Genomic DNA, 22,424 nt, shown 5'->3' with positions numbered 1-22,424 from the left:
CTACCTCCTTAAAGGGATAGTAATGTTAACCTCAGTACCGGCATCCGGCATACTGCTGATGGAAAGACCGTACTCATTACCATACGTGAGTTTTATCCTGTTATTTACATTGCACAGACCGATTCCTGATTTTTTGCTTGTCCCGGGCTGTTCCAGGGCAGATGGATTTTTAAACTGCAGCTGCATTTTTTGAAGCTGTTCCGCATCAATACCCATTCCGTCATCTTTAACCCATATAATAACTTTTCCTTCGGAAATCCTGCTTCCGATCCACAGCCTTCCCTTGACCATTTTGGGTTCCAGCCCGTGAAATATGGCATTTTCAACTATGGGTTGAAGAATCATTTTCAAAACGGTGACATTCAGGGTTTCTCCGGAAAATTCATAAAAAACGTCAATTCTTTCACTGAAACGTATTTTATTTATCTGCACGTAAGCTTGAATAATTTTGATTTCTTCATCCAGAAGTACTTCATTTGACCCGTTTACACTGTATCTGAATATCATTGCCAAAGCTCTGGTCATTTCATAGATTGTCTCGTTGTTCTCTTCCGAAGCTATACCTTTGATTACCTCGAAGGTATTATAAAGAAAATGGGGATTGATCTGGCTTCTGAGAAAGGCAAGTTCGGCCTTTTCCTTTACGATTTCGGCTTCATAAAGCTTGGAGCTTGTCTCCAGCAGTCTGTGGGTCAGATTTGATATTTCCCCCATCATTTCGTTGAATTCATGGGACAGGACATGTATTTCGGAGTAGCCCTCCAGCTGTACCTTGTTTTTCATGTTCCTTATGTTGCCTGATTTAACACTGTTCATAAAGTTTACCAGCTTTTTAACAGGCTGTGTGATATTCCTTATAATGAGTAAAAACAGGACGGCAAGCAGGGCATTGGCAATAACCAGAAAAAAGATGACTTTTTTCCTGACTTCGGATACCTCTGAAAACAATTCCTTTTCCGGAACAAAGCTGATTATTTTTGATTCTATTTCCGGAATGTCATATACCAGCACGAGATTTTTGGAGCCATTTATATCTGTAACCTTATTACCGTTTACAATATTATTTTTATTATTGATAACGTCCTTGAATATATAAGGTTTATCACTGATGTTTAACGGGTCATTTTCGGAATAGATTCCGCCGGCTTTATCAATAAGGTAGTACTTGATTTCGGTATTTGAGGAAAATTTGTTTATTTCCTTAAAAATAGGCTTCATATCAACCAGTACGGCTATATAACCAATTTTCTGCCGGTAATTTTTTGAGCTTGATGCAGAATAGACATTCATTCCGAACTGAATGAATATGGGGTCATAAGAGCTGGGGGTTTGCAGTGTCTGCAGACTGGTTACGTGGACTTTCCCATCATCAAATGACGTATTTCTGAGACTTTTGGCAACTTCGCTCCTCCCTCTCAGGCTGAAGTACTTTCCGTTATCACTTAACAGTACCACATCTATTATTTCCTGTTTTACGGTTATGGCATTGTTGCAAATGGTGGTAAGGTCTTTATTCGCCAGATAAAGCTCATAGGGATCAGCTTCCATTATGTAATTTTGAATCATGGGATCGTATGCCAGGTTGTTCATCATACTTTTTATCTCACCATAATATGTAGTCATATTTTGTTTGATATTAGAGGTGATTTCTATGGTATAGTTCCTGTTTTTCTTTATAATAATATTGTTGATCTGAGAATAAGTCAGCAGGATCATAGATACAAAAATCAAGATTGTCAGCAGACCGTTAATAACTAATTGTGTAGTTATGGAGAATTTCTTGAAAAAATTCATACAACCCCCATTTTTAATACTTGTATTATTTGTGCATATTATGTCGAAAAAATGATTTATGTAATCAATTATATTACATTCCTTTTTTAGCGTAAACTTATCAGGATACAATGCTTAATTATATTATTAATACTAAAGTAAACATTGAACATGTAAAATTTTTATATTGTGTATGGATTAATTTTAGGTTTGGTTTTTGTACGGCTTGTCAAAAGTTATCCGGTGCACCTGAAATCCCTATCTTCTAAAAATATTCTATTTTTATCATAAAACCTATTTATTTGAATGAAGTGCGATATTTGCTAAACTCTTACCATGGAACGAAGCGTTATGTTATTCACACCATTGGGAATTGCATACACAATAAATAAACGAGGAGAGAACGTAATGTTGGATAAAGCAGCTATTACTGCAAACAGAAAGTACCTTAAGTCCAAAAAGAGGGAATCCCTTCTTAAAGCAATTCTGAATTACAAATATTTTTACATAATGTTGATACCCATATTGGTCTGGTATATAGTTTTTTGCTACGCACCCATGTATGGGACCACACTTGCATTTAAAACCTATAATTACAGCAAGGGGATCATCGGGAGCCCCTGGATAGGCTTTGCACATTTTAAAGAAATCCTGTCGGATTTTCAATATATCTCTGCTGTTAAAAACACTCTTATTATAAGCTTCGGCAAGCTGATCCTGCATTTCCCAATACCCATAATACTTGCAATACTGCTGAACGAGATTACCAAACAAAGGGCCAAAAGATTCTTCCAGACAACACTGACTTTTCCCCATTTTGTTTCCTGGGTGGTATTGGCGGGAATAATCACAAATATTTTGGGCCAGAACGGAGTAGTCAATCAAATTATTACTCATCTCGGAATGGAAAATGTAAACTTCTTATCCAATCCCGATACCTTCAGACCCGTAATATATATCACACATATCTGGAAGGAGATGGGCTGGGATTCCATCATCTACATGGCGGCCCTGGCGGGAATAAACCCGGATCTGTATGAGGCTGCGGATATTGACGGTGCAAACCGCTGGCAGAAAATCTGTAATGTGACCTGGCCTGGAATAAGGCCGACCGTGGCAATTATGCTGATTCTGTATGTGGGAAACATGCTAAATATAGGAGGAAGCTTCGACCAGATTTTAAACCTTTACAGCTCACCGGTATATAGCGTTGCAGACACCATAGATACTTTTATCTACCGTACAACCTTTACTACAGGAGCCGATTTCGGCTATATGACGGCCCTTGGACTGTTGAAATCAAGTGTAAATCTTGTAATGATTTATACGGCAAATACCATAGTAAAAAAATCAGGCGAGCAGGGTTTGTTTTAGAATATTGGATTTATAACCTTGAAAACCAGTTTAACTGGAGCAGAAAGAAAGGATGAAATACATGGAAAATACCGTTAAAATAAAAAAATCGCACAGTATAAGTGATATATTGATAATTATGTTTGTGGGAGTGTTGGCAGTTATCACAATTTTCCCTTTTTACAATGTGGTGATTGTGTCCTTTGCAAGTATGAATTCCCTGGCGGAACACAGTCTGTACCTTTTACCGTATGCCTTTGATCTGACCGGATATGTCAACCTCATAAAGGAAGAAAGCTTTTACCGGTCGTTTTTGATTTCGGTTATTGTTACAGTGGTGGGAGTCAGCTTTAACATGCTGCTTTCAGTTTCCGGAGCCTACGCCCTGTCAAAGAAGGGCATGCCGGGAAGGAATATCTTTCTGGGGGCCATACTTTTTACCATGTTTTTCAACGGAGGCTTGATACCGTATTACCTGGTAGTTCAATCCCTGGGATTGGTCAACAGTATTTGGGCAATGATAATACCGACAGGAGTATCAACCACCTATCTTATCATAATGAAAAACTACTTTAATACATTGCCCGAAAGTATTGAAGAATCGGCCAAAATTGATGGGGCAAATGATCTGATGATACTTATAAAAATAATACTGCCCATATCCAAGCCTTTCATTGCTACATTTCTCCTGTTTTATGCGGTGGACCGCTGGAATGACTGGTGGTATGCCCTCATATTCATCAGTGACACGGCCAAGGCTCCGTTACAGATATTTTTGAGAGAAATGCTGATCAATTTCAATACCCAGCTCAATTCTTCGGCACAGGCGGTTATTGACCAATCACGAAGTATTTTTGTTCAGACCACGCAGATGGCTACTATTGTAATTTCGGCAATTCCGATGCTCTGCATCTATCCATTCCTTCAGAAGCACTTTGCAAAAGGTATTATGATAGGGTCGATAAAGGAATAAAGCTTATGGCTTTTTTCTTTATTACATAATCAATTAAACAAAATAAGGGAGGAATAACATGAAAAAAGTAAAACAACTGATGGCTGTCTTGTTAACGGCGGCAGTACTGATGACTGCGGTGACAGCATGCGGCAGCGGCAGTGAAGGTTCAAAGCAGACAAATACTTCGGCAAGTACTGCAGCAGGTAATGCCCAGCAACAGGATACTTCAAAAGAAGAAAGCGGATCAATACCTAAAGAGCCTATGACATTGACGGTGGCCTTCTGGGATATAGACCAGGCACTTGCCAATGCAGAGAAGGATCAATTTATTCAAAAGGTACAAAAGGATTTAAATGTAACTTTAAAGCCCATAAACATAACCTGGGATGACTATTCACAAAAAATCCAGATGTGGGCGGCATCCAGTCAGCTCCCCGACATATTCTCCATAGATGCCATAGGAACCCAGTATTACAGGAACTGGACCCAGCAGGGTGTTGTAAAGCCCCTGCCGGAGGATCTTTCAAAATACCCGACTCTGGAAAAATACATGAGCAATCCAGATATCCAGGCTCTGAAACAGGATGGCAAATTATACTGTGTTCCCCGTGGTCTTTATGATTCCCTTGATTATTGTGCTCACGACAGGAATGTCTGGTACCGTTGGGATCTGGCACAAAAAGCAGGTATAACCAAAGAGCCTGAAACCTGGGAGGAATTCAAAAGCATGCTGACTGCCATTGTAAAGGCAGATCCTGAAAAGAAAAAAATCGGCGGTATGACAGCTGTAAATGTTAAACAACTGGGCGGTTTCTTCTGGCTTTACAGCAATCCGGCAGCAATGAGCGACGGAAGCGGAAGCGATTTCAAGTGGATAAAGGAAGACGGAAAGTATATTCCGGCAGCATTTTCAAAAAATACACTTCCCTCCCTGGAAAATGCCAGAGATATGTATGAAAAGGGCCTGATCGACAAGGATATCGCACTTGTAAAAGGGCAGGAAGGCTATGACAAGTTTGCATCGGGTAAAGTGGCTGCTCTTCTTGAGGTGGGATATGACAATGTAAGCACAAAGATGAATGAGAGATGGAAGAAACTGTATCCTGATACACATATGCTGGATTCGGTAAAGAGAGTCAAATACTTCCCTGCAACCGATGGAACCAAGTACCATGCAGTATTCAGGACATTCTGGTCCGAAAGCTATTTCAGCGGCAAAATCGATGACAAAAAGCTGGATAGAATACTGATGCTGTATGATTATTTCCTTAAACCGGAAACCAAGGAGTCCTACAGGTTTGGCGTCAAGGATGTGGATTATGCAAAGGAAGGCGATAAGATCAAGACTTTGATCAGTCTTGATGAACTAAAAAAGAAGCAGCCAAGCCTGGAGGTAATACAGGGATTGGTCGAATTTGACAACCAGTTCCAGTATGACCCGAATAACTTCACTCTGGACCCGAGAGTTGTTGAAATAGGAAGAGAGGATATGGAAGTTGTGAGAAAAGAGACTAAAATTCCTGAGTACCAGCCCCAACTCACATATGTTTCAACACCTACCAAAGACAAGTTTACAATAATGGATCATGACTTTTTGCTCAACATAATGATGGGCAACAAGCCTGTAGGCCAAATGTGGGAAAATGTGAAAAAGGAATACGAGGCAAAAGGCTTGAGCAGGATGATAGATGAAGTAAATGCAAAAGCAAAGGAAGCAGGAATTAACTAAGAATATATTCAGTATGTTACTCAGGGAGATCCGGTTTAACCGCATCTCCCTGAGTGATAATTGATGGGGTGAGTTTGTGAAGGAAATTATTTTGAAGGAATCGGAAGTGACGGGGATAACTGATAATGAACTATTTTTAGCAATAAAAGAATCTCTTGGAAATTGCAGCAGCTATAAAAAGGTACTGATAATACCGCCCGATTTTACAAGATCCCATTCGGGTGCGGGAAAAATAACAGCTATGTATTACGCATTGCTGAAAGATAGCTGCCAGGTTGATATTATGCCTGCTCTGGGTACCCATGAACCCATGAGTCGTCAGGAATGTGCCGCTATGTTCGGTGATTCCGTTCCGGGGGACTGCATTATAAATCATAACTGGAAGACAGATGTCAAAAAAATCGGTGAAGTTCCCCGTGAATTTGTCAGGGAGATTTCGGAAGGGCTGGTGGACAACTCTATAGATGTTGAGCTGAATAAACGCCTGCTTGACAAAAGTTATGACCTTATAATTTCGGTGGGACAGGTGGTTCCCCATGAAGTAGCGGGAATGGCCAATTACAGCAAAAACATATTTGTGGGCTGCGGAGGAAAGAGCATGATCAATCAGACCCACATGCTTGGGGCATTTTATGGAATGGAAAAAATCATGGGAAGAGATTACTCGCCGGTACGAAAGGTCTTTGACTATGCCGAAAATAAATACCTGAAGAATATCCCTCTTTTATACGTTCTGACAGTGACCTCCCAGGAGGAGGAACGGACGGTGATGCACGGGGTGTTCATAGGACGGGGCAGAAGCATTTTTGAGGAAGCAGTTGCTTTAAGTCAGGAGCTGAATATCAGCTTTGTTGACAGACCTCTGAAAAAAGTGGTTGTGTATCTGGAGGAAAAGGAATTTAAAAGCACCTGGCTGGGGAATAAGGCTGTTTATAGGACGAAAATGGCCATGGCCGACGGTGGGGAGTTAATAATAATAGCACCGGGAGTACGAAAATTCGGTGAATACCATGAAAACGACCGCGTCATCAGGAAATACGGATATGCGGGAAGAGAACGCATACTGGAATTATGCCGGGAATGTGAGGATTTAAAAAACAATTTGTCGGTTGCAGCCCATTTGATCCATGGGTCCTCGGATGACAGGTATCATATAGTATATGCCTGTGAAAAACTTTCAAAGGAAGAAATCGAGCAGGTCAATTATAAATACATGCCTTTAAGTGAAGCATGTGATAAATACCGTCCTGACCGCCTTATAGAGGGCTTTAATATCCTGGAGGACGGTGAGGAGATTTTCTACATAAGTAATCCGGCCCTTGGATTATGGGCTGAAACAGGCAGATTTTTTAAATAATACAATTTGTTGAAAGGGTGGTAAGATGCTGGGGAATATTTCATTTGACTCATACTGGAAGTTTATTACCGATAAAGACAACGAAGGAATGGAAAACAAATGGTTTGATCACGTACCAGACAATACCGAAAATATCTGGGTACCTTCCTGCTGGAACGAGCTCAGGGAGGAATTGCTCTATTATGACGGAACAGCCTGGTACTACAAGACTTTTTATTACCGGGTGAACCCTGAATGGAAAAGGCAGGTGTTATTTTTCCAGGGAGTAAATTACAGATGCGAGGTTTGGCTCAACGGGCGGAAAGCAGGCCGGCATACAGGCGGTTCCACACCCTTTGAACTGGATGTGACGGATTATCTGAATGTTAACGGGGAAAATCTTATTGCGGTACGCGTTGACAGTACCATCGACAATATGACCTCACCTCCCAAAGGCGTGGATTGGTTCAATTACGGGGGAATATACAGGGAGGTATCACTGGTTGGCACAGGTGATACCTGGCTGGACGATGTCACAATAACAACAAAGCTCAGCGGCGAAATAGGAGTCAAACTTGATATAGGAAATTATTCTGCTGATCGGGGAGCTGCTTTGGAAATAAAAATATCGGAAAAGGAAGGTGCAGAGCCCATACTTGTTTCTTCCCACAATATCCTGACCAACGGTGAACTGCTGAAGCTTTTTATACCCGATGTAAAGCTATGGTCTCCGGAGGACCCGTATTTGTATGATTTTGAGCTGATATTGAAAAAGAAGGACGGCGAAATAGCGGATATATGGAAACACAGAATAGGTGTCCGTGAGTTTTCAATCAAGGACAGAAAAGTACAGCTGAACGGCAAACCTGTCTTTCTCAGGGGATACTCAAAGCATGAGGACTATCCGCTTATGGGCAGGACCTTTTCACCCGATATCCTCAGAAAAGATTATGAGATGTGCAAACAGGGCAATGCCAACTTTTTAAGGCTGTGCCATTATCCACACCATATCAGGGAGTACGGAATTGCAAGTGAGATGGGAATGCTGGTAATAGCCGAAGTACCTAATGTAAATTTCAGGAAGGAGCAGTTTTCAAATCCTGAACTGATGGAACTGGCCGTAAATCAATTGAAGGAAACCATAAAGTACTATAAAAATGAGACCTGCATAATGTTCTGGAGCCTGTTTATCGAGTGTAAAACCTATGAGGATTCGGCTGTAGATTTTGTACCGAAATACATAAAGCTTGCAAAGGAACTGGATTCTACAAGATTTACCGTACACGCCTCGGACATTCCCACCGAGGACAGAACTTATGAGTTTTTTGACATTATAGGAGTCAACTATTGGCTGGGATGGTATATAAGCCAGTCTGTCGAGGAAGGGAGCAGGCTTATGGATACTATTGCAGCAAGGTATCCTGATAAGCCGGTGCTTATAACTTCGGGAGGCTGGGAAGGAATGTTCGGCTTCCACTCATATGCTGCCAAAACCAAGTGGTCCGAGGAGTCACAGGCGGACTATCTTGACGATCTGACCGACATGTATATATCAAAGGATTATATTGTGGGACAGATTGTCTGGACCTTCAACGACTTCAGAGTCAGTCCGTGGGTACTTGAGAGCGGTAATTATGCCCGCTTCAGGCCTATGGGAATAAACCACAAAGGTGTGACGGACTATTTCAGAAGACCCAAACTGGCTTATTACCGCTTGCAGGAGACCTTTAAAAAATGGTCCGGCAAATTATGAGTTGGGGAGTGATTCCATGAACATTTTAATCACCATGCAAAAAGGCAGTGAAAGAGATATTTATTTTCCGGATGAAGTTATCCATGAAATTAAAAAATTGGGAAACGTCATACTTAATGAAGAAAACAGACCGTTTACAGAAAAGGAACTCTGCGAGCGCATAAGGGATATTGATGTATGTATAACCCATTGGGCATGCCCTTCCTTTACGGGAGCAGTTCTGAAAAATGCCGGCAGGTTGAAAATGCTTGCACATGCGGCGGGAAGTGTTGCAGATGTTGCCACCGACATGGTCTTTGAAAAGGGCATAAAAGTATGCAGTGCCAACAGATTAATGGCCAGGTATGTAGCCGAAGGCGTTCTGACATACATGCTTTCAGCCCTGAGGCTTGTCACGGAATACGACAGGGATATGAAAAACGGAGTGGAATGGTCCAGACGTGTTGTGGAAAACCGGACACTTATAGGCGAAAGGATAGGTCTGATAGGGTTGGGAACCATAGGCAGGTATCTCCTGGATTTTCTTAAACCCTTTGATGTGCGGATAAAGCTGTTTGATCCGTATATTTCAAGGGACAGCCTGGCGGGTTATTCAAATGTGGAGCTCTGTCCCCTTGATGAGGTGCTGTCCTGGGGAAATATCATTTCAATACATGCTTCACTGACACAGGAGACAAAAAATTTAATTACTGAAGAAAAATTAAAGCTCATAAGAAACGGCACTCTATTTGTCAATACCGCAAGAGGACAGATCGTTGATGAAGCTGCACTTGTAAAGGAACTGGAGAACGGAAGGATCAGGGCAGTACTGGATGTCTACAATAATGAACCTCTGGATGTGAACAGTCCCTTAAGGCGGCTGGAGAATGTCATACTGTTTCCTCATGTGGCAGGAGCACCTGTAAAGGAACAGATGACCTATACCGTTATAGAGGAAATAAAACGGCTGATTCAGAATATTCCTCTGGAGCATGAAATTACCTTTGAAAGGTATAAAATGATGACCAGGGAGAAGGAACAGCAAATATAGGGGGATTCATATGAAAACAGGATTGGCATCGGTTGCATTTCGGCAGCTGAAACCTGCTGAGATAGTGAAGATGGTTGGTAAGGCGGGTTTGGATGGAATCGAATGGGGCGGGGACATACATGTGCCTTCCGGGGACATCAAACAGGCAAATGAGGTGCTTAAGATGACCATGGACGAAGGTCTGGAAGTGTCTTCCTACGGATCATACTACAGGCTGGGCTGCGGCCGGGAAAACAAGACCGGTTTTGACAGGATACTTGCAACTGCAGGCCAACTCAAGGCTCCGGTTATCAGGGTTTGGGCAGGGAACAGGGCATCTGCCGAAGCAGATGAAGCCTATTGGAATGCGGTTGCGGAAGATGCGTTCAATATTGCCGGACTTGCTCAAAAGTCAGGTGTACAGGTTGCCCTGGAGTACCACGAGGATACACTGACAGATACACCCGAATCTGCATGCAGGCTGTTAAAGGAAGTCAACCACAGCAATTTGCGCAGCTATTGGCAGACACATATGGAAACAAGCCCGGCTGAAAGGCTGGAAGAGTTAAGGGACATAGCACCGTGGCTTGTAAATGTCCATATCTTCAGCATGGTAAACAATCAAAGGACAGAGCTTGCAGAAATAGCCGGTGAATGGAAAAAATATATGGAAGTAATACGTAAAATTGATACAGTCAGGTATTGTATGCTTGAGTTTGTTAAAGATAACAGCCCCCAACAGTTTTTTAGAGACGCAGAAACATTAAAATATCTTATTGGAACACCGGAAAGCATCAGTCAAATTATATAGCAAAAAGGGGAACGGAGTTATGATCAAATTTGGAACAGGCGGCTGGAGAGCATTAATCGGTGAGGAATTCACCAGGGAAAATGTACAGCTCCTCTCTCAGGCAATGGCAAATATCATAAAAGATCAAAATTGCCAAAACAAAGGGTTTGTTGTTGGCTATGACAGGAGATTTCTGTCGGACAAGGCTGCCAGGTGGATTGCAGAGGTTTTGGCAGGGAATGGGGTAAAGGTGCTGTTTGTAAATGAAATTGCCCCTACACCTTTAATAATGTTTACGGTAAACAGGGCAGAAGCCGAATATGGAGCTGCTGTCACAGCCAGCCATAATCCGGCCGACTACAATGGGATCAAGATATTTACCGGAGGTGGCAGAGATGCAACCGAGGACACTACAAAAGTTATTGAAGACTATATTGCGCGGGTAATAAAAGAGGACATACAGAGTATTGAATTCGGTCAGGGTGTCGACAACGGCAGGATTCAGATTGTAGATCCCTTTAATACATATATCGATACGGTTCTAGGTATGCTTGACATCGAGGCAATCAAAAAAAGAAGGCTGAAAATCCTGCTGGACCCCATGTATGGCGTTTCAAGAACCTGTTTGCAGGCCGTACTTGTAACGGCAAGATGTGAGCTGGATATTATAAATGACAGGCACGACACCCTGTTCGGCGGCAGACTGCCTTCACCCAATACACAGACACTGCAGCGCTTAAGGGATATGGTAGTGGAAAAAGGCTATGACATAGGCATAGGCACAGATGGTGATGCCGACCGTCTGGGTATTATAGACAAAAACGGTGATTTCATTCACCCCAATAACATTCTTGCCCTGCTGTACTACTACCTTTTAAAGTATAAGGGTTGGAAGGGCGGGGCAGTAAGAAATCTGGCCACAACCCATCTTTTGGATAAGATAGCCCGTGATTTCGGTGAAGAATGCTATGAGGTTCCTGTGGGCTTCAAGCATATAAGCTCCATGATGGAAGCACGGAATGCCCTGATCGGAGGAGAAAGCAGCGGGGGACTGACCATTCGGGGACATATAAAAGGCAAGGATGGGATTTTTGCAGCCGGTCTGCTGGTTGAGATGCTGAGCGTTACCGAGAAAAGTTTATCGGATTTGCTAAAAGAAATACACGAAAAATACGGATATTTTCATATGGTGGAAAATGATTTCAGATTCAGCCAGGATAAAAAAACGGAGTTGATGAAAACCCTGTTTACAGACAAACTGCTGCCGGATTTCGGATATGAAGCTGAAATGGTAAGTTATTCCGACGGGGTAAAGGTATATTTTAAAGACGGAGGGTGGATCATTGTCCGCTTTTCAGGAACAGAAAGCCTGCTCAGGGTATTTGCAGAGATGGATAGTGAAGAGAAGGCAAGTATCATCTGTGAAAAAATGAAAGAGTTTTTTAATATATAATTAAGCGGTGGTAAAATGGATTTATTTCAGGGAACAATAGATTACTTTTCCGAACAATATTTTAAGTTGAAAACCAATTCTTCATATGCCCAAAAATATAAAATGCCCGGAGATGTATATGCAATCGGCGATTATATTATCAGTATTCCCCGTGACGACGGAGACAGCAGGTATCCGTACGGAAAAGGCGGCTTTAATTTCTGGGCGTATACCTCGGGTTATATGCACTGCAATGAAGGGCTGTTTTCTCCGTTTTTAAAGGCAAATGAGGGAAAAGAACCCAAAATAGCCTTTTTTGCCGGTTTTCCGGATGACAGTGAAAACTATCAGGTCATTTCTCTGCTGCCGGTACCTTTCATAGAAAACAATTCCGGGAAAAAAGTTGAGAGATATACGGTTTTTACCAGGAGCTGCACTTATTATGTCACTGAAACGGATGATATGAAGTTTGCAGTCAGGGTATTTGTGGATGAAGCCAACAGGATGTTTTTTTCAGTACTTATCCGCAACTCGACCGCACAAAACAGGCAGCTGTTTGTATCGGCATATCTCAACCCCTTTCTTTCGCACAATATCAACGAGAATGACGAAAACAAATGGTTCCGGGAGATCAGGTATATCGAAGACTGCAATGAATATGAAAAAGATGGTTATGAAAAAGACCGGCTGGGAAGCTTTATAATAAAGGTGAATGAAGATCTGGACAGAACTACGTCGGTATCCAATATAGGTGTGGTCCTTAGAAATATCCAGCCGGATCAAAACAGCCGGCTGACACGGCACCAGGAGACAACTTCACGCTACCAGTATGTGGGTGGCAGCAGAAGCAGCCTGCATACTCCTGTTGCGCTCAAGTCGGGCAGCTTTGGAACTCCCAGACATATATGCACCTTCACCGAAACAGGGATTATAGGGGATATACTTCATCTTGATACAGGCAGACACGGACAGGTAAGATATGAGCTGTCGCTTGACTTTTTAAAGCATTGCAGCGATGATACCGGAGCTGCGGAACTGCTTGAAAAAAGAATACCCGGAGAAAAGCTGGACACAAAAATTGAACAAAGTGAAATGCAGGAGAAGGAAAACGGAGGACTGTTGAGCTGCAGGGTTGGAGAAACAGTGGAGGGCCCTGTAAAGGATACTGTTTTCAACACTTTTTTTGAGCACCTGAAAAAGCAGGTTGAATTTTGTTCTCTGATAAAAGGATATGTGCAGCTGTTTGAAGGCTCCTTGATAGGGATACGGGATGTTTTCCAGGCAATTGAAGGCTTGATTTTCTGGAAACCAGCAGCTGCAAGGGAAAAAATGCTTGAGGCCCTTGGCTTTATTTCCCCTGACGGCAGATGCCCAAGACAATATACACTTCCAGTCAGAGAGGGCACTGCTCCCAAAATGGACCTGAGGCCGTTTATTGATCAGGGGGTATGGGTCATATCCACCATTACAACCTACCTGAAATTCACAAATGATTTTGAATTTCTTAATGAAAAGTGCGGATATTATGAAATAGTTGATGAGAAAAAGTCCCTTGTGAAAAAAAGCAGTATTCAAGACAGTGTATTGGAGCATCTTCTGAAAATAATGAATTACCTGCTGTCCAACAGGGACTTTGAAGGAACAGGCTGTATCAGAGCCTTGTACGGAGATTGGAATGATGCTCTGGATGGTTTGGGTGTCAGCAGTGATCCGGAAAAGGAATATGGAACAGGGGTAAGCGTGATGGCCTCCCTGCAGGTATATCAAAATCTGCAGGAGATGCTTGAAATGCTGGATAAAATCGATTCCAGCAGGTATTCCTCACAAATTACTTCCTATAAAGCCGCTCTCCGGGCACTTGAAAATGTATTGCAGAAATATGCAATTGTCACTGGGGATAATGGAGAAAAGCGTATAGTGCACGGGTGGGGGGACAAGAGATCATATATTGTGGGAGGATTTAATGATCCCGATGGTAAATCCAGAGTGGGATTAACCTCAAATGCTTTCTGGATATTAAGTAAAATGTACGAGCTTGATCCGGGCATTAAGGATACAATACTGGATGCATTTAATAAATTGGACAGCAAATACGGTTATAAAACCTTTGACCCATTTTTCGGTTCCGATGCCCAGGGGGTGGGGCGTATCAAAAAGCTTCCTCCCGGTACTGCCGAAAACGGGGCTGCCTACATACATGCATCCGCCTTTGCAGTAATGGCTCTTTTCCGCATAGGCTGCTCGGGGGAGGCATGGCAGCAATTGTTTAAATTACTTCCGTTTACCCATGAAAAGATATCCTGTTCACCCTTTGTAATGCCCAATTCCTACGGATATAATGCAGAAAAACAGATTGACGGCCAATCAATGCAGGACTGGCAGACTGGCAGTTCAAATGTAGTTCTTAAGACCTTGATCAAATATGTTTTTGGGCTTGAACCCCAATTTGGCGGAGTATGGATCCAGCCTGCAAAAGGCCTTCCTTTTGAAGAGTTTAACTTTCAGATAACAGTTAAAGGCTGCAGGGTAAATATTTTATATAGAAAAAGCGGCAGCGGAAATAGAAAATATGCTGTGAACGGAAATAACAGGGAAGGAATCCATGACGAAATTATGATGTTGAAAAAGCTATGGATTTCCGACTCCGAATTGGAGACAAAATCTCTTAAAATATACGTGGAAGACTAACTTTGATAAGTTAACGCGTTGTGCAAATTAATTTAATTTATACTTTACCTGTGTAATTCTTTTATATCAACTGGTAACTTCCGTACTAACTTCATAAAATACGAACGCACCCAAAACAATTGCGAAAATTGTATCGCCTCATTTAAAGCGGTGTTACCGTCGCTCAAACTCGACCTCCTGTCTCGATTTGAAGCTCAAAGCAACGTCCTGTTGCTTTGCCGGCAAAACCACTTTACCTTCGTCGACAATTTACCGCAATTGTTTTTAACTGTGCATTTTATTTCATGAAGTTGTACTCGCGTACCAGTTGATTCTGATTAAATCTATCTGTAAAGCAAAAACAAAATTTCAATTAGCACAACGCGTTAAGTTAAGCCCGGAATAGGTAATTAACATGTTGTACTGGTTGATCGACTAGTTAAAGACGTTATACTGATTATGCCGGTACGCGAGTACAACTTCAAGCAATGGTGAACATGATTAAAAGCGCTTACTGAAATTTGTAGGTGAAAAACAAGTATTTTAGCCGGCAAAGTGACAGGAGGTCACTTTGAGCAGCACGCGAGACCCGGATGGTCGAGTCGCTGCGACGGCAAAAAAATACTTGTTTTGAACCGTACTTTTTCAAGTAAGCGCTTTGTGTGTCACCATTGCTTGAAGTTAGTACGGAAGTACCGGTATGAGCAGCAGCTATTTTACTTGCAGATCGATAATCAACTTGCACAACGTGTTAAATTCATTTTGTTGACAGTAAATTAATATTAGTATATAGTGGTTTTATATAGAACCACTATTATTTTTGCCAATTGGGAGGTGCGTTTGTGGATATAATCGATGCCTTGATGCAAGCCGGTTTCACCAGACATGAGTCCATGCTTTATGTGACACTGTGCAGAGAAGGTGAGCTTACAGGATATGAAGCCTCCAAATTAACAGGTATTCCAAGATCAAACGCATATCTCGGACTTGCAGGTCTCTCCGATAAGGGCGGTGCTTACAGGATCAACGGCGAAGCAGCCAGATATACTGCTGTAGACCCTGAAGAACTGGTTCGGAATTTAAAAAGAAAATTTGACGGGGTAATGAAGGTTATTCACGAGGAAATCCCTCAGATTAATGCTTCGGGCGACAGTTTTGTCACAATAAAAGGTACCCGGCAGATACTTGATAAAATGAAAAACCTGATACTTCAGGCAAAAAAAAGGGTATATATCTCCACATCGAGAGAGCAGCTTGAGTTTGTTATGGATGAACTTTCCGATGCCCGGGACAGAGGACTGAAGGTGGTAATAATAACTTCCGAGCAGTCCGGGACCGAAGGCATGATTTGTTATATCTCCAATAAGCAGTCCGGAAGTGTACGGCTCATTACCGACTCGGAAAATGTCCTGACGGGTCAGCTTAACGGAACAAATCCTACAAGCCTGTTTTCAAGGAACTCAAACATGGTGGACCTGATCAAAGATTCCCTTACTAATGAGATAAAGCTTATAAATATAAATACTAAATAATAAATAATAACGGAGGCATGTTATGACTGAATACTATTCAACTAAAATGAAATTTTTCGGGAACTCGGACCCTGAGAAGCTGATAAAGGAATTTGGAAGTCCTTTATATGTGTATAATGAAAAAATATTGAGGCAAAAGTGCAGAGACATGAAAAATTTAGTGGATTACCCTCACTTTGTCCCCAATTATTCCATTAAGGCAAATTCCAATCTGCACATTATAAAAATCATAAGGGAAGAGGGCTTGAGAGCCGATGCCATGTCGGCCGGTGAAATCAGGCTTTTGCTCCATGCAGGCTACAAGCCTGAAGAGTTGTTCTTTGTGCCGAACAATGTTTCGAAGGACGAACTTAAGTATGCAGTTGACAATGGAGTCCTGGTAAGTGTGGATTCACTCTCGCAGCTGGAGCTGCTGGGTAAAATAAATCCGGGAGGAAAGGCCGCCGTAAGATTTAATCCGGGCGTGGGCGCAGGACACCATGAAAAGGTTGTAACCGCCGGCAAGAAAACCAAATTCGGGGTTAATATTGACTGTGTACCACAGGTTAAGGAGATTGCAAATAAATATAATCTTAAAATTTCAGGAATTAACCAGCATATAGGCTCACTGTTCATGGAGGGTGATTCATATATTGAAGGTGTGAAATCGATACTCTCGGTAGCTGAGCAGTTTGAGGACATAGATTTTGTGGATATGGGCGGAGGTTTCGGAATACCCTACAGGAAGCAGGAGGGGCAGGCTGCGCTCGACCTGTCAGGCTTCAGGGAAAAACTGTCCGCTGTTCTTGTACAGTGGACTGAAAAATATGGGAAGAAAATATTATTCAAGTCAGAACCCGGCCGGTATATCGTAGCTGAAAGCGGAATACTGCTTGGTACGGTATATGCAACCAAGAGCAACTACGGGAACAGATATGTAGGGACAGATTTAGGATTTAACGTACTTGCAAGACCCGTTATGTATGATTCCCATCATGACATTGAGGTATATAGGAACGGACAGCCACGGAATCAGGGTGCCACCGGGGAGGTAACCGTTGTAGGCAATATATGTGAAACCGGAGATATTATCGCAAAGCACAGGAAGCTCCCCGAGATAGAAGAAGGGGATATATTGGGAATCATGGATGCGGGTGCCTACGGTTTTGCCATGAGTTCAAACTACAATATGAGGCTGCGTCCTGCCGAAGTCATGATAAAGGAGAACGGGGAGGCAATGCTGATCAGACGAAGGGATACCTTTGAAGATCTTATTGCACCATTTAATGTTTAAAGCATAGTAGAGGAGATTTTTACATGAGTAAGATAAGAATTGGAATAGCAGGATACGGAAACGTAGGCAGAGGAGTTGAGGCTGCCATAAAGCAAAATCCGGACACTGAACTTGCAGCTGTTTTTACAAGAAGAGCTGCCGATAGCTTTTCATTAAACACGCCTGGTGCAAAGGTAGTTAATATAAGTATGGCAAAGGATTATGCAAATGACATCGATGTGATGATCCTCTGCGGAGGTTCTGCAACAGACCTGCCTGAGCAGGGACCGGAATTTGCTTCAATGTTCAATATTGTTGACAGCTTTGATACACATGCCAAAATACCTGAATATTTTGAAAAGGTAAACAAGGCAGCTGCCATTTCCAAAAAGACCTGTATAATTTCTGTGGGCTGGGATCCCGGTTTGTTCTCAATGATCAGAATGCTTTCAGGCGCCATACTGCCTGTGGGAAATGACTATACTTTCTGGGGCAGGGGTGTAAGCCAGGGTCATTCAGATGCAATCAGAAGAGTGGCGGGAGTTAAAAACGGTATTCAATATACTATCCCGATTGATAAAGCTGTTGAAAGTGTAAGAAATGGCAGCAATCCTGAATTGACAACAAGACAGAAGCATTTGAGAGAGTGCTTTGTTGTTGCTGAAGAAGGTGCAAATAAGGCCGGGATTGAGGCTGACATAAAGAACATGCCAAACTATTTCTCTGATTATGAAACGACAGTTCACTTTATTACCGGGGAAGAGCTAAAGAAAAACCATTCAAAAATGCCTCACGGCGGATTTGTATTCAGAAGCGGTAAAACAGGTAACGACGACTCCAATAATCAGATCATCGAATTTTCGTTAAAGCTTGACAGTAACCCTGAGTTTACGGCAAATGTGCTGGTGGCATTTGCCAGAGCGGCTGTAAGAATGAACAGGGAAGCAAACACAGGGGCAAAAACAGTATTTGATGTTCCGCTGTCATATTTGTCACCGGTCAGCAACCTGGAATTAATAAAAAAACTGCTGTAAGCGGGATAAAAATTTAACCAATACGTGAACAAAATCCATATCATTGCCATAGTATATAATGATATCCTATAAACTTACTTGTAAAATTTAGGAGGCAATATATGAGAGGTTCTGTTCTGGAGAATTTAACCTGGGAGGGCAACAGCAAAAAAATGTTTGCTCTGGTTATGGATGCTGTTCCTTCAATTTTTTCAGGTTTGGTTAAGCATGAAATTGAAGATTGGATAGTTAAAAATAATGTCAATGTAGTAACTGAGGACTTATGCTTGAAAATGTTTAAAGAGAAAGCTCCTAAGGGAATGATAGAAAAATTAACTCCAAAACTTGAGAGCTTAAAAACCAAATAAAAAAGGAGTGGCGCAACACTCCTTTTTTTTATTTTGGTACAAAAAGACACTTTATATCGATACGGCTGATACTACCCGGGTAGTGCCTGTTTCTGTCATATGACTCTGACTGTTTTCACTCCGTCGATAGCCTTTATCTTTTCTATGACTTCCTCATTCAGGTCGCCTTCTATATCAATTACGTTATAGCCGATGGTATCCTTGTGACGTGTCAGCATATCTGCAATATTGATCTTATATGCGGCAAGGATGGTGGTCATCTGACCTATCATGTTGGGGATGTTGCGGTGAACTGTAATTATCCTGGTCTTGTCAGTGGGTGTCATGTCACAGTCGGGGAAGTTCACAGAGTTTTTGATCATACCTGTCTCCAGATAGTCCCTCATCTGATTGACAGCCATAACTGCGCAGTTTTCCTCCGATTCGGGAGTAGAAGCTCCAAGATGCGGTATTGCTATTATTTCATCAATACCAAGCAGTTCATCCTCCGGGAAGTCGGTTACATAGCAGGCAACAGTTCCGTTGTCTATGGCCTCCAGCAAATCCTTATTGCATATAAGTCCGCCTCTGGCAAGGTTTATGATTCTTATACCCTTCTTCATGATCTCAAATTTTTCTTTATTCAGAGTATTTTTGGTTTCATTGGTCAGAGGCACATGAATTGTTATATAGTCACAGGTGGACAGGAGATGGTCCAGACTGGTAGCCCTGATAACCGAGCTTGACAGTCCCCATGCGGCCTTTACCGAGATATACGGATCGTATCCCATAACCTCCATGCCAAGGGATATACAGTCATTGGCAACCATTACGCCTATGGCGCCAAGGCCTATTACGCCTATTTTCTTATTCATGAGCTCGGGTCCTTCAAACTGGGACTTTCCCTTTTCAACCAGCTTTGGAACTTCATCACCCTTACCCTTCAGGGTTTGAGCCCATTCTATACCCTTTGTGATTTTTCTTGAAGCAAGCAGGAGGGAGGCAATGACCAGTTCTTTAACTCCGGTGGAGTTTGCACCCGGAGTGTTGAAAACTACTATGCCCCTCTCGGTGCATTTTTCAATGGGAATATTGTTCACTCCCGCACCTGCTCTGGCAATAGCCTTGAGATTTTTGGGGAGTTCCATTTCCAGCATATTTGCACTTCTTACAAGTATACCGTCGGGATTGACTTCCTCGTTACATATTTCGTAATTTTCGGCCGGCAGCAGCTCCAATCCGCAATTGGCGATTTTATTCAACATTTGTATCTTGTACATAGTGATCCATCCTTCCATGCAATTACATGCAATTATTTGTTTTCCAGCTCAAATTTCTTCATGAACTCAACCAGCTTTATAACACCTTCAACAGGCATGGCATTGTAGATGCTTGCCCTCATACCGCCTATGAGACGGTGGCCGCGAAGAGTGCTGAGACCTGCCTGTTCAGCCTCCTTTATGAACTTTTCATTCAGTTCGTCTGTCGGAGCTGCAAAAGGAATGTTCATTAATGATCTGTCCTTCTTGTTTACCTTGTTTGCAAACATCTCCGACTCATCAAGGAAATTATAGAGGATAGCCGCTTTTTCATTATTGATTTTCTCAATGGTCTTAACACCACCCATGTCGTCCAGCCATTTGAACACCAGGCCGGCAACATAGATACTGTAGCAGGGAGGAGTATTGTAAAGGGATTTTTCTTTGGAATGTGTTTCATATCTCAGCATGGTAGGCGTAATGTTCAGATGCTTGCCTATCAAGTCATTTTTTATTATGACTATGGTAAGTCCGGCCGGACCGAGGTTTTTCTGGGCGCCGGCATAAATAAGGCCAAACCTGCTGACATCAATTTCCCTGGACATTATTTCACTTGACATATCGGCAACAAGAGGAATATTGCCGGTTTCAGGGAAGCTCATAAAGCGCGTGCCTTCAAGTGTGTTGTTGCTGGTTATGTGAACATAGTCCACATCTTCTGAAAGCTTGTAGTCTTCCGGGATATATGTGAATTTTGCTTCTTCGGAAGAGGCAATAACATTTGCCGTACCGTAAAGTTTTGCTTCGGAGATAGCCTTCTTGGACCAGTTTCCGGTATTGATAAAATCAGCCTTCCTATATTTACTGAAAAGGTTCAGCGGTATCATGGAAAACTGTGTTGAAGCTCCGCCCTGCAAAAATAATACCGAATAGGAATCGTCTATTTTCATCAGCTTGCGAAGGAGACTTTCAGCATTTTCAATTATGGAAGTGTACACTTTTGACCTGTGGCTCATTTCCATCACAGACATGCCTGTACCATTGTAATCTAACATTTCTTCGGCAGCTTTGACCAAAACAGGTTCCGGCAGCATTGAGGGGCCCGCAGAAAAATTATAAACTCTGTTCATAAAAACACTCCTTTATTTATTATAAAAATATTTAAAGGCCAAATCTGTGTGATTTGACCTCCGAATTGCAAAGAAAAGCAAAATAAAACTATTATAAAAATAGCTATGATGCATACTCTGTCCTTTTGCCTGAGAGATTGACGGAATTATCCGTACTGCCCCTTCGGCGCCAACGTTGGTCTCTCCAGAGATCCGTCCTGATGAAGTCCTCTTTTACCTGAGAGTGCTACTCCTTCGGTGTCCTTTGCCATGCAAAAGGAACTCTCCTCCATCAATCATCCGACACTATTAAATTAATTTATTACCATATATTATAGTTCTTGTTATAAGGAGAGTCAAGAAAAATAATTACTTTATCTTTCCAAGGATCTTGATCAACGGCGGAATTGTGGCCATTAATAACTCAATATCCTCATCGCTGAGAGACGAAAGTTTTTCAGAGACTAGTTCAACGGTTTCCTGCTTTTTCTGCTTCAGAGTGTTAAAGGCTTTTTCAGTGGCTTTGATATTGATAATACGCCTGTCGTTGGGATCGTCGTATCTGACAGCATAACCTTCGGCAATCAGGTTGTCTATAATAGGTGTCATATTGGGCTTTGATATTTCAAGATCATTGGCAATTTTCGATACGGGACTGGGGCCGTTGGTGGTCAGGTAAAAAATTACTTTCATATGAGAAGGCGGTACCGACAGCCCTTTTAACATAATGCTCCGGTTTATCATTTTATGATTTAATGACAGAAACAAAAAAAACATGTTATTTGATATTTCAAGCAAAGCTTCCTTGGTAAACATCTCTAAAACTCCCTTTCCGTTGATAACAAAAATTATATAATTTTAATAAGACTTAGTAACAAGTTAAGCGTATATTATAGTTAGTCTTTAGCTTGTTAATTAAGTGGCAATACTTTTTGTATGTATTATAAATTGCTGAACCTGATACAGGAAAAATATTTGACATCATTATTATAATACAATATTATAATACACTATTTATAATAATTATACAATCAAAATTGTTATTGACATATAATAGTTATGTATTTATAATTAAATAGGTTCTGAAAATTAATGGTCTTTGACTTGAATTGATA

General features: G+C 41.8%; 17 protein-coding genes and 1 riboswitch. Of the genes, 13 read left to right on the top strand and 4 right to left on the bottom strand.

What is annotated here, in order from left to right; translation table 11 throughout:
* On the bottom strand, positions 1-1,794 hold the full coding sequence (locus tag CTER_RS25860) for a cache domain-containing sensor histidine kinase (RefSeq protein ID WP_004630908.1): 1,794 nt from the start codon (positions 1,792-1,794) through the stop codon (positions 1-3).
* Between the two features lie 387 nt (positions 1,795-2,181).
* On the opposite strand from CTER_RS25860, the gene CTER_RS25855 reads away from it, so the two are divergent.
* From CTER_RS25855 to CTER_RS25795, 13 genes are all read left to right on the top strand, one after another.
* Positions 2,182-3,147 (top strand): ABC transporter permease, encoded by a 966-nt coding sequence (locus CTER_RS25855; RefSeq protein ID WP_004630900.1) that lies wholly within the window; start codon positions 2,182-2,184, stop codon positions 3,145-3,147.
* A gap of 61 nt (positions 3,148-3,208) precedes the next feature.
* A complete protein-coding gene (locus CTER_RS25850) occupies positions 3,209-4,099 on the top strand; it encodes a carbohydrate ABC transporter permease (protein ID WP_004630863.1) in 891 nt (296 codons plus the stop codon).
* Between the two features lie 58 nt (positions 4,100-4,157).
* The gene (locus CTER_RS25845) at positions 4,158-5,810 is read left to right on the top strand and encodes an extracellular solute-binding protein (RefSeq protein WP_004630792.1); all 1,653 of its coding nucleotides are present in this window, start codon (positions 4,158-4,160) and stop codon (positions 5,808-5,810) included.
* Between the two features lie 76 nt (positions 5,811-5,886).
* The gene (locus CTER_RS25840) at positions 5,887-7,167 is read left to right on the top strand and encodes a nickel-dependent putative hexonate epimerase (RefSeq protein ID WP_200859499.1); all 1,281 of its coding nucleotides are present in this window, start codon (positions 5,887-5,889) and stop codon (positions 7,165-7,167) included.
* A 25-nt stretch (positions 7,168-7,192) separates the two neighbouring features.
* Complete coding sequence (locus tag CTER_RS25835) at positions 7,193-8,899, top strand: glycoside hydrolase family 2 protein (protein ID WP_004630910.1); 1,707 nt, start codon at positions 7,193-7,195, stop codon at positions 8,897-8,899.
* A 16-nt stretch (positions 8,900-8,915) separates the two neighbouring features.
* Positions 8,916-9,929 (top strand): hydroxyacid dehydrogenase, encoded by a 1,014-nt coding sequence (locus tag CTER_RS25830; RefSeq protein WP_004630800.1) that lies wholly within the window; start codon positions 8,916-8,918, stop codon positions 9,927-9,929.
* 10 nt (positions 9,930-9,939) lie between these two features.
* Complete coding sequence (locus CTER_RS25825; RefSeq protein ID WP_004630805.1) at positions 9,940-10,719, top strand: sugar phosphate isomerase/epimerase family protein; 780 nt, start codon at positions 9,940-9,942, stop codon at positions 10,717-10,719.
* 19 nt (positions 10,720-10,738) lie between these two features.
* Positions 10,739-12,151, top strand: coding sequence for a phosphoglucomutase/phosphomannomutase family protein (locus tag CTER_RS25820; protein ID WP_004630879.1), 1,413 nt, complete (start codon positions 10,739-10,741; stop codon positions 12,149-12,151).
* Between the two features lie 15 nt (positions 12,152-12,166).
* Positions 12,167-14,818, top strand: coding sequence for a GH36-type glycosyl hydrolase domain-containing protein (locus CTER_RS25815; protein WP_004630964.1), 2,652 nt, complete (start codon positions 12,167-12,169; stop codon positions 14,816-14,818).
* A gap of 821 nt (positions 14,819-15,639) precedes the next feature.
* Complete coding sequence (locus CTER_RS25810; protein WP_004630961.1) at positions 15,640-16,329, top strand: TrmB family transcriptional regulator; 690 nt, start codon at positions 15,640-15,642, stop codon at positions 16,327-16,329.
* Between the two features lie 22 nt (positions 16,330-16,351).
* Entirely contained in the window at positions 16,352-17,602 is a 1,251-nt protein-coding gene (gene lysA, locus CTER_RS25805; RefSeq protein WP_004630918.1) for a diaminopimelate decarboxylase, read from the top strand.
* A 23-nt stretch (positions 17,603-17,625) separates the two neighbouring features.
* Entirely contained in the window at positions 17,626-18,615 is a 990-nt protein-coding gene (locus CTER_RS25800) for a diaminopimelate dehydrogenase (protein ID WP_004630943.1), read from the top strand.
* A gap of 101 nt (positions 18,616-18,716) precedes the next feature.
* Positions 18,717-18,962, top strand: a complete 246-nt coding sequence (locus tag CTER_RS25795) for a hypothetical protein (protein ID WP_004630838.1) — start codon at positions 18,717-18,719, stop codon at positions 18,960-18,962.
* Positions 18,963-19,057: 95 nt separating this feature from the next.
* On the opposite strand, the gene CTER_RS25790 is transcribed toward CTER_RS25795, so the two are convergent.
* The 3 genes from CTER_RS25790 to CTER_RS25780 all read right to left on the bottom strand — a co-directional run bounded on the left by CTER_RS25790 (position 19,058) and on the right by CTER_RS25780 (position 22,125).
* The gene (locus CTER_RS25790; RefSeq protein ID WP_004630833.1) at positions 19,058-20,221 is read right to left on the bottom strand and encodes a phosphoglycerate dehydrogenase; all 1,164 of its coding nucleotides are present in this window, start codon (positions 20,219-20,221) and stop codon (positions 19,058-19,060) included.
* A gap of 32 nt (positions 20,222-20,253) precedes the next feature.
* Entirely contained in the window at positions 20,254-21,330 is a 1,077-nt protein-coding gene (serC, locus tag CTER_RS25785) for a 3-phosphoserine/phosphohydroxythreonine transaminase (RefSeq protein ID WP_004630886.1), read from the bottom strand.
* Positions 21,331-21,437: 107 nt separating this feature from the next.
* A riboswitch (glycine riboswitch) is annotated at positions 21,438-21,528 on the bottom strand.
* 150 nt (positions 21,529-21,678) lie between these two features.
* A complete protein-coding gene (locus CTER_RS25780) occupies positions 21,679-22,125 on the bottom strand; it encodes a MarR family winged helix-turn-helix transcriptional regulator (protein ID WP_004630911.1) in 447 nt (148 codons plus the stop codon).
* Between the last annotated feature and the right edge of the window lie 299 nt (positions 22,126-22,424).

The organism is Ruminiclostridium cellobioparum subsp. termitidis CT1112 (assembly GCF_000350485.1).
GTDB lineage: Bacteria > Bacillota > Clostridia > Acetivibrionales > DSM-1351 > Ruminiclostridium > Ruminiclostridium termitidis.
Note: the sequence above shows the minus strand (reverse complement) of the source record. Positions and strands in the feature narration are given on the sequence as shown.

What these genes read in the sequence shown, in the direction of transcription:
- CTER_RS25795 (WP_004630838.1), top strand. Translation starts at nt 18,717, where the DNA reads ATGAGAGGTTCTGTTCTGGAGAATTTAACCTGGGAGGGCAACAGCAAA.
- CTER_RS25800 (WP_004630943.1), top strand. Translation starts at nt 17,626, where the DNA reads ATGAGTAAGATAAGAATTGGAATAGCAGGATACGGAAACGTAGGCAGA.
- CTER_RS25780 (WP_004630911.1), bottom strand. Translation starts at nt 22,125, where the DNA reads ATGTTTACCAAGGAAGCTTTGCTTGAAATATCAAATAACATGTTTTTT.
- CTER_RS25790 (WP_004630833.1), bottom strand. Translation starts at nt 20,221, where the DNA reads ATGTACAAGATACAAATGTTGAATAAAATCGCCAATTGCGGATTGGAG.
- CTER_RS25825 (WP_004630805.1), top strand. Translation starts at nt 9,940, where the DNA reads ATGAAAACAGGATTGGCATCGGTTGCATTTCGGCAGCTGAAACCTGCT.
- lysA (WP_004630918.1), top strand. Translation starts at nt 16,352, where the DNA reads ATGACTGAATACTATTCAACTAAAATGAAATTTTTCGGGAACTCGGAC.
- CTER_RS25835 (WP_004630910.1), top strand. Translation starts at nt 7,193, where the DNA reads ATGCTGGGGAATATTTCATTTGACTCATACTGGAAGTTTATTACCGAT.
- CTER_RS25845 (WP_004630792.1), top strand. Translation starts at nt 4,158, where the DNA reads ATGAAAAAAGTAAAACAACTGATGGCTGTCTTGTTAACGGCGGCAGTA.
- CTER_RS25830 (WP_004630800.1), top strand. Translation starts at nt 8,916, where the DNA reads ATGAACATTTTAATCACCATGCAAAAAGGCAGTGAAAGAGATATTTAT.
- CTER_RS25815 (WP_004630964.1), top strand. Translation starts at nt 12,167, where the DNA reads ATGGATTTATTTCAGGGAACAATAGATTACTTTTCCGAACAATATTTT.
- CTER_RS25850 (WP_004630863.1), top strand. Translation starts at nt 3,209, where the DNA reads ATGGAAAATACCGTTAAAATAAAAAAATCGCACAGTATAAGTGATATA.
- CTER_RS25855 (WP_004630900.1), top strand. Translation starts at nt 2,182, where the DNA reads ATGTTGGATAAAGCAGCTATTACTGCAAACAGAAAGTACCTTAAGTCC.
- CTER_RS25820 (WP_004630879.1), top strand. Translation starts at nt 10,739, where the DNA reads ATGATCAAATTTGGAACAGGCGGCTGGAGAGCATTAATCGGTGAGGAA.
- serC (WP_004630886.1), bottom strand. Translation starts at nt 21,330, where the DNA reads ATGAACAGAGTTTATAATTTTTCTGCGGGCCCCTCAATGCTGCCGGAA.
- CTER_RS25860 (WP_004630908.1), bottom strand. Translation starts at nt 1,794, where the DNA reads ATGAATTTTTTCAAGAAATTCTCCATAACTACACAATTAGTTATTAAC.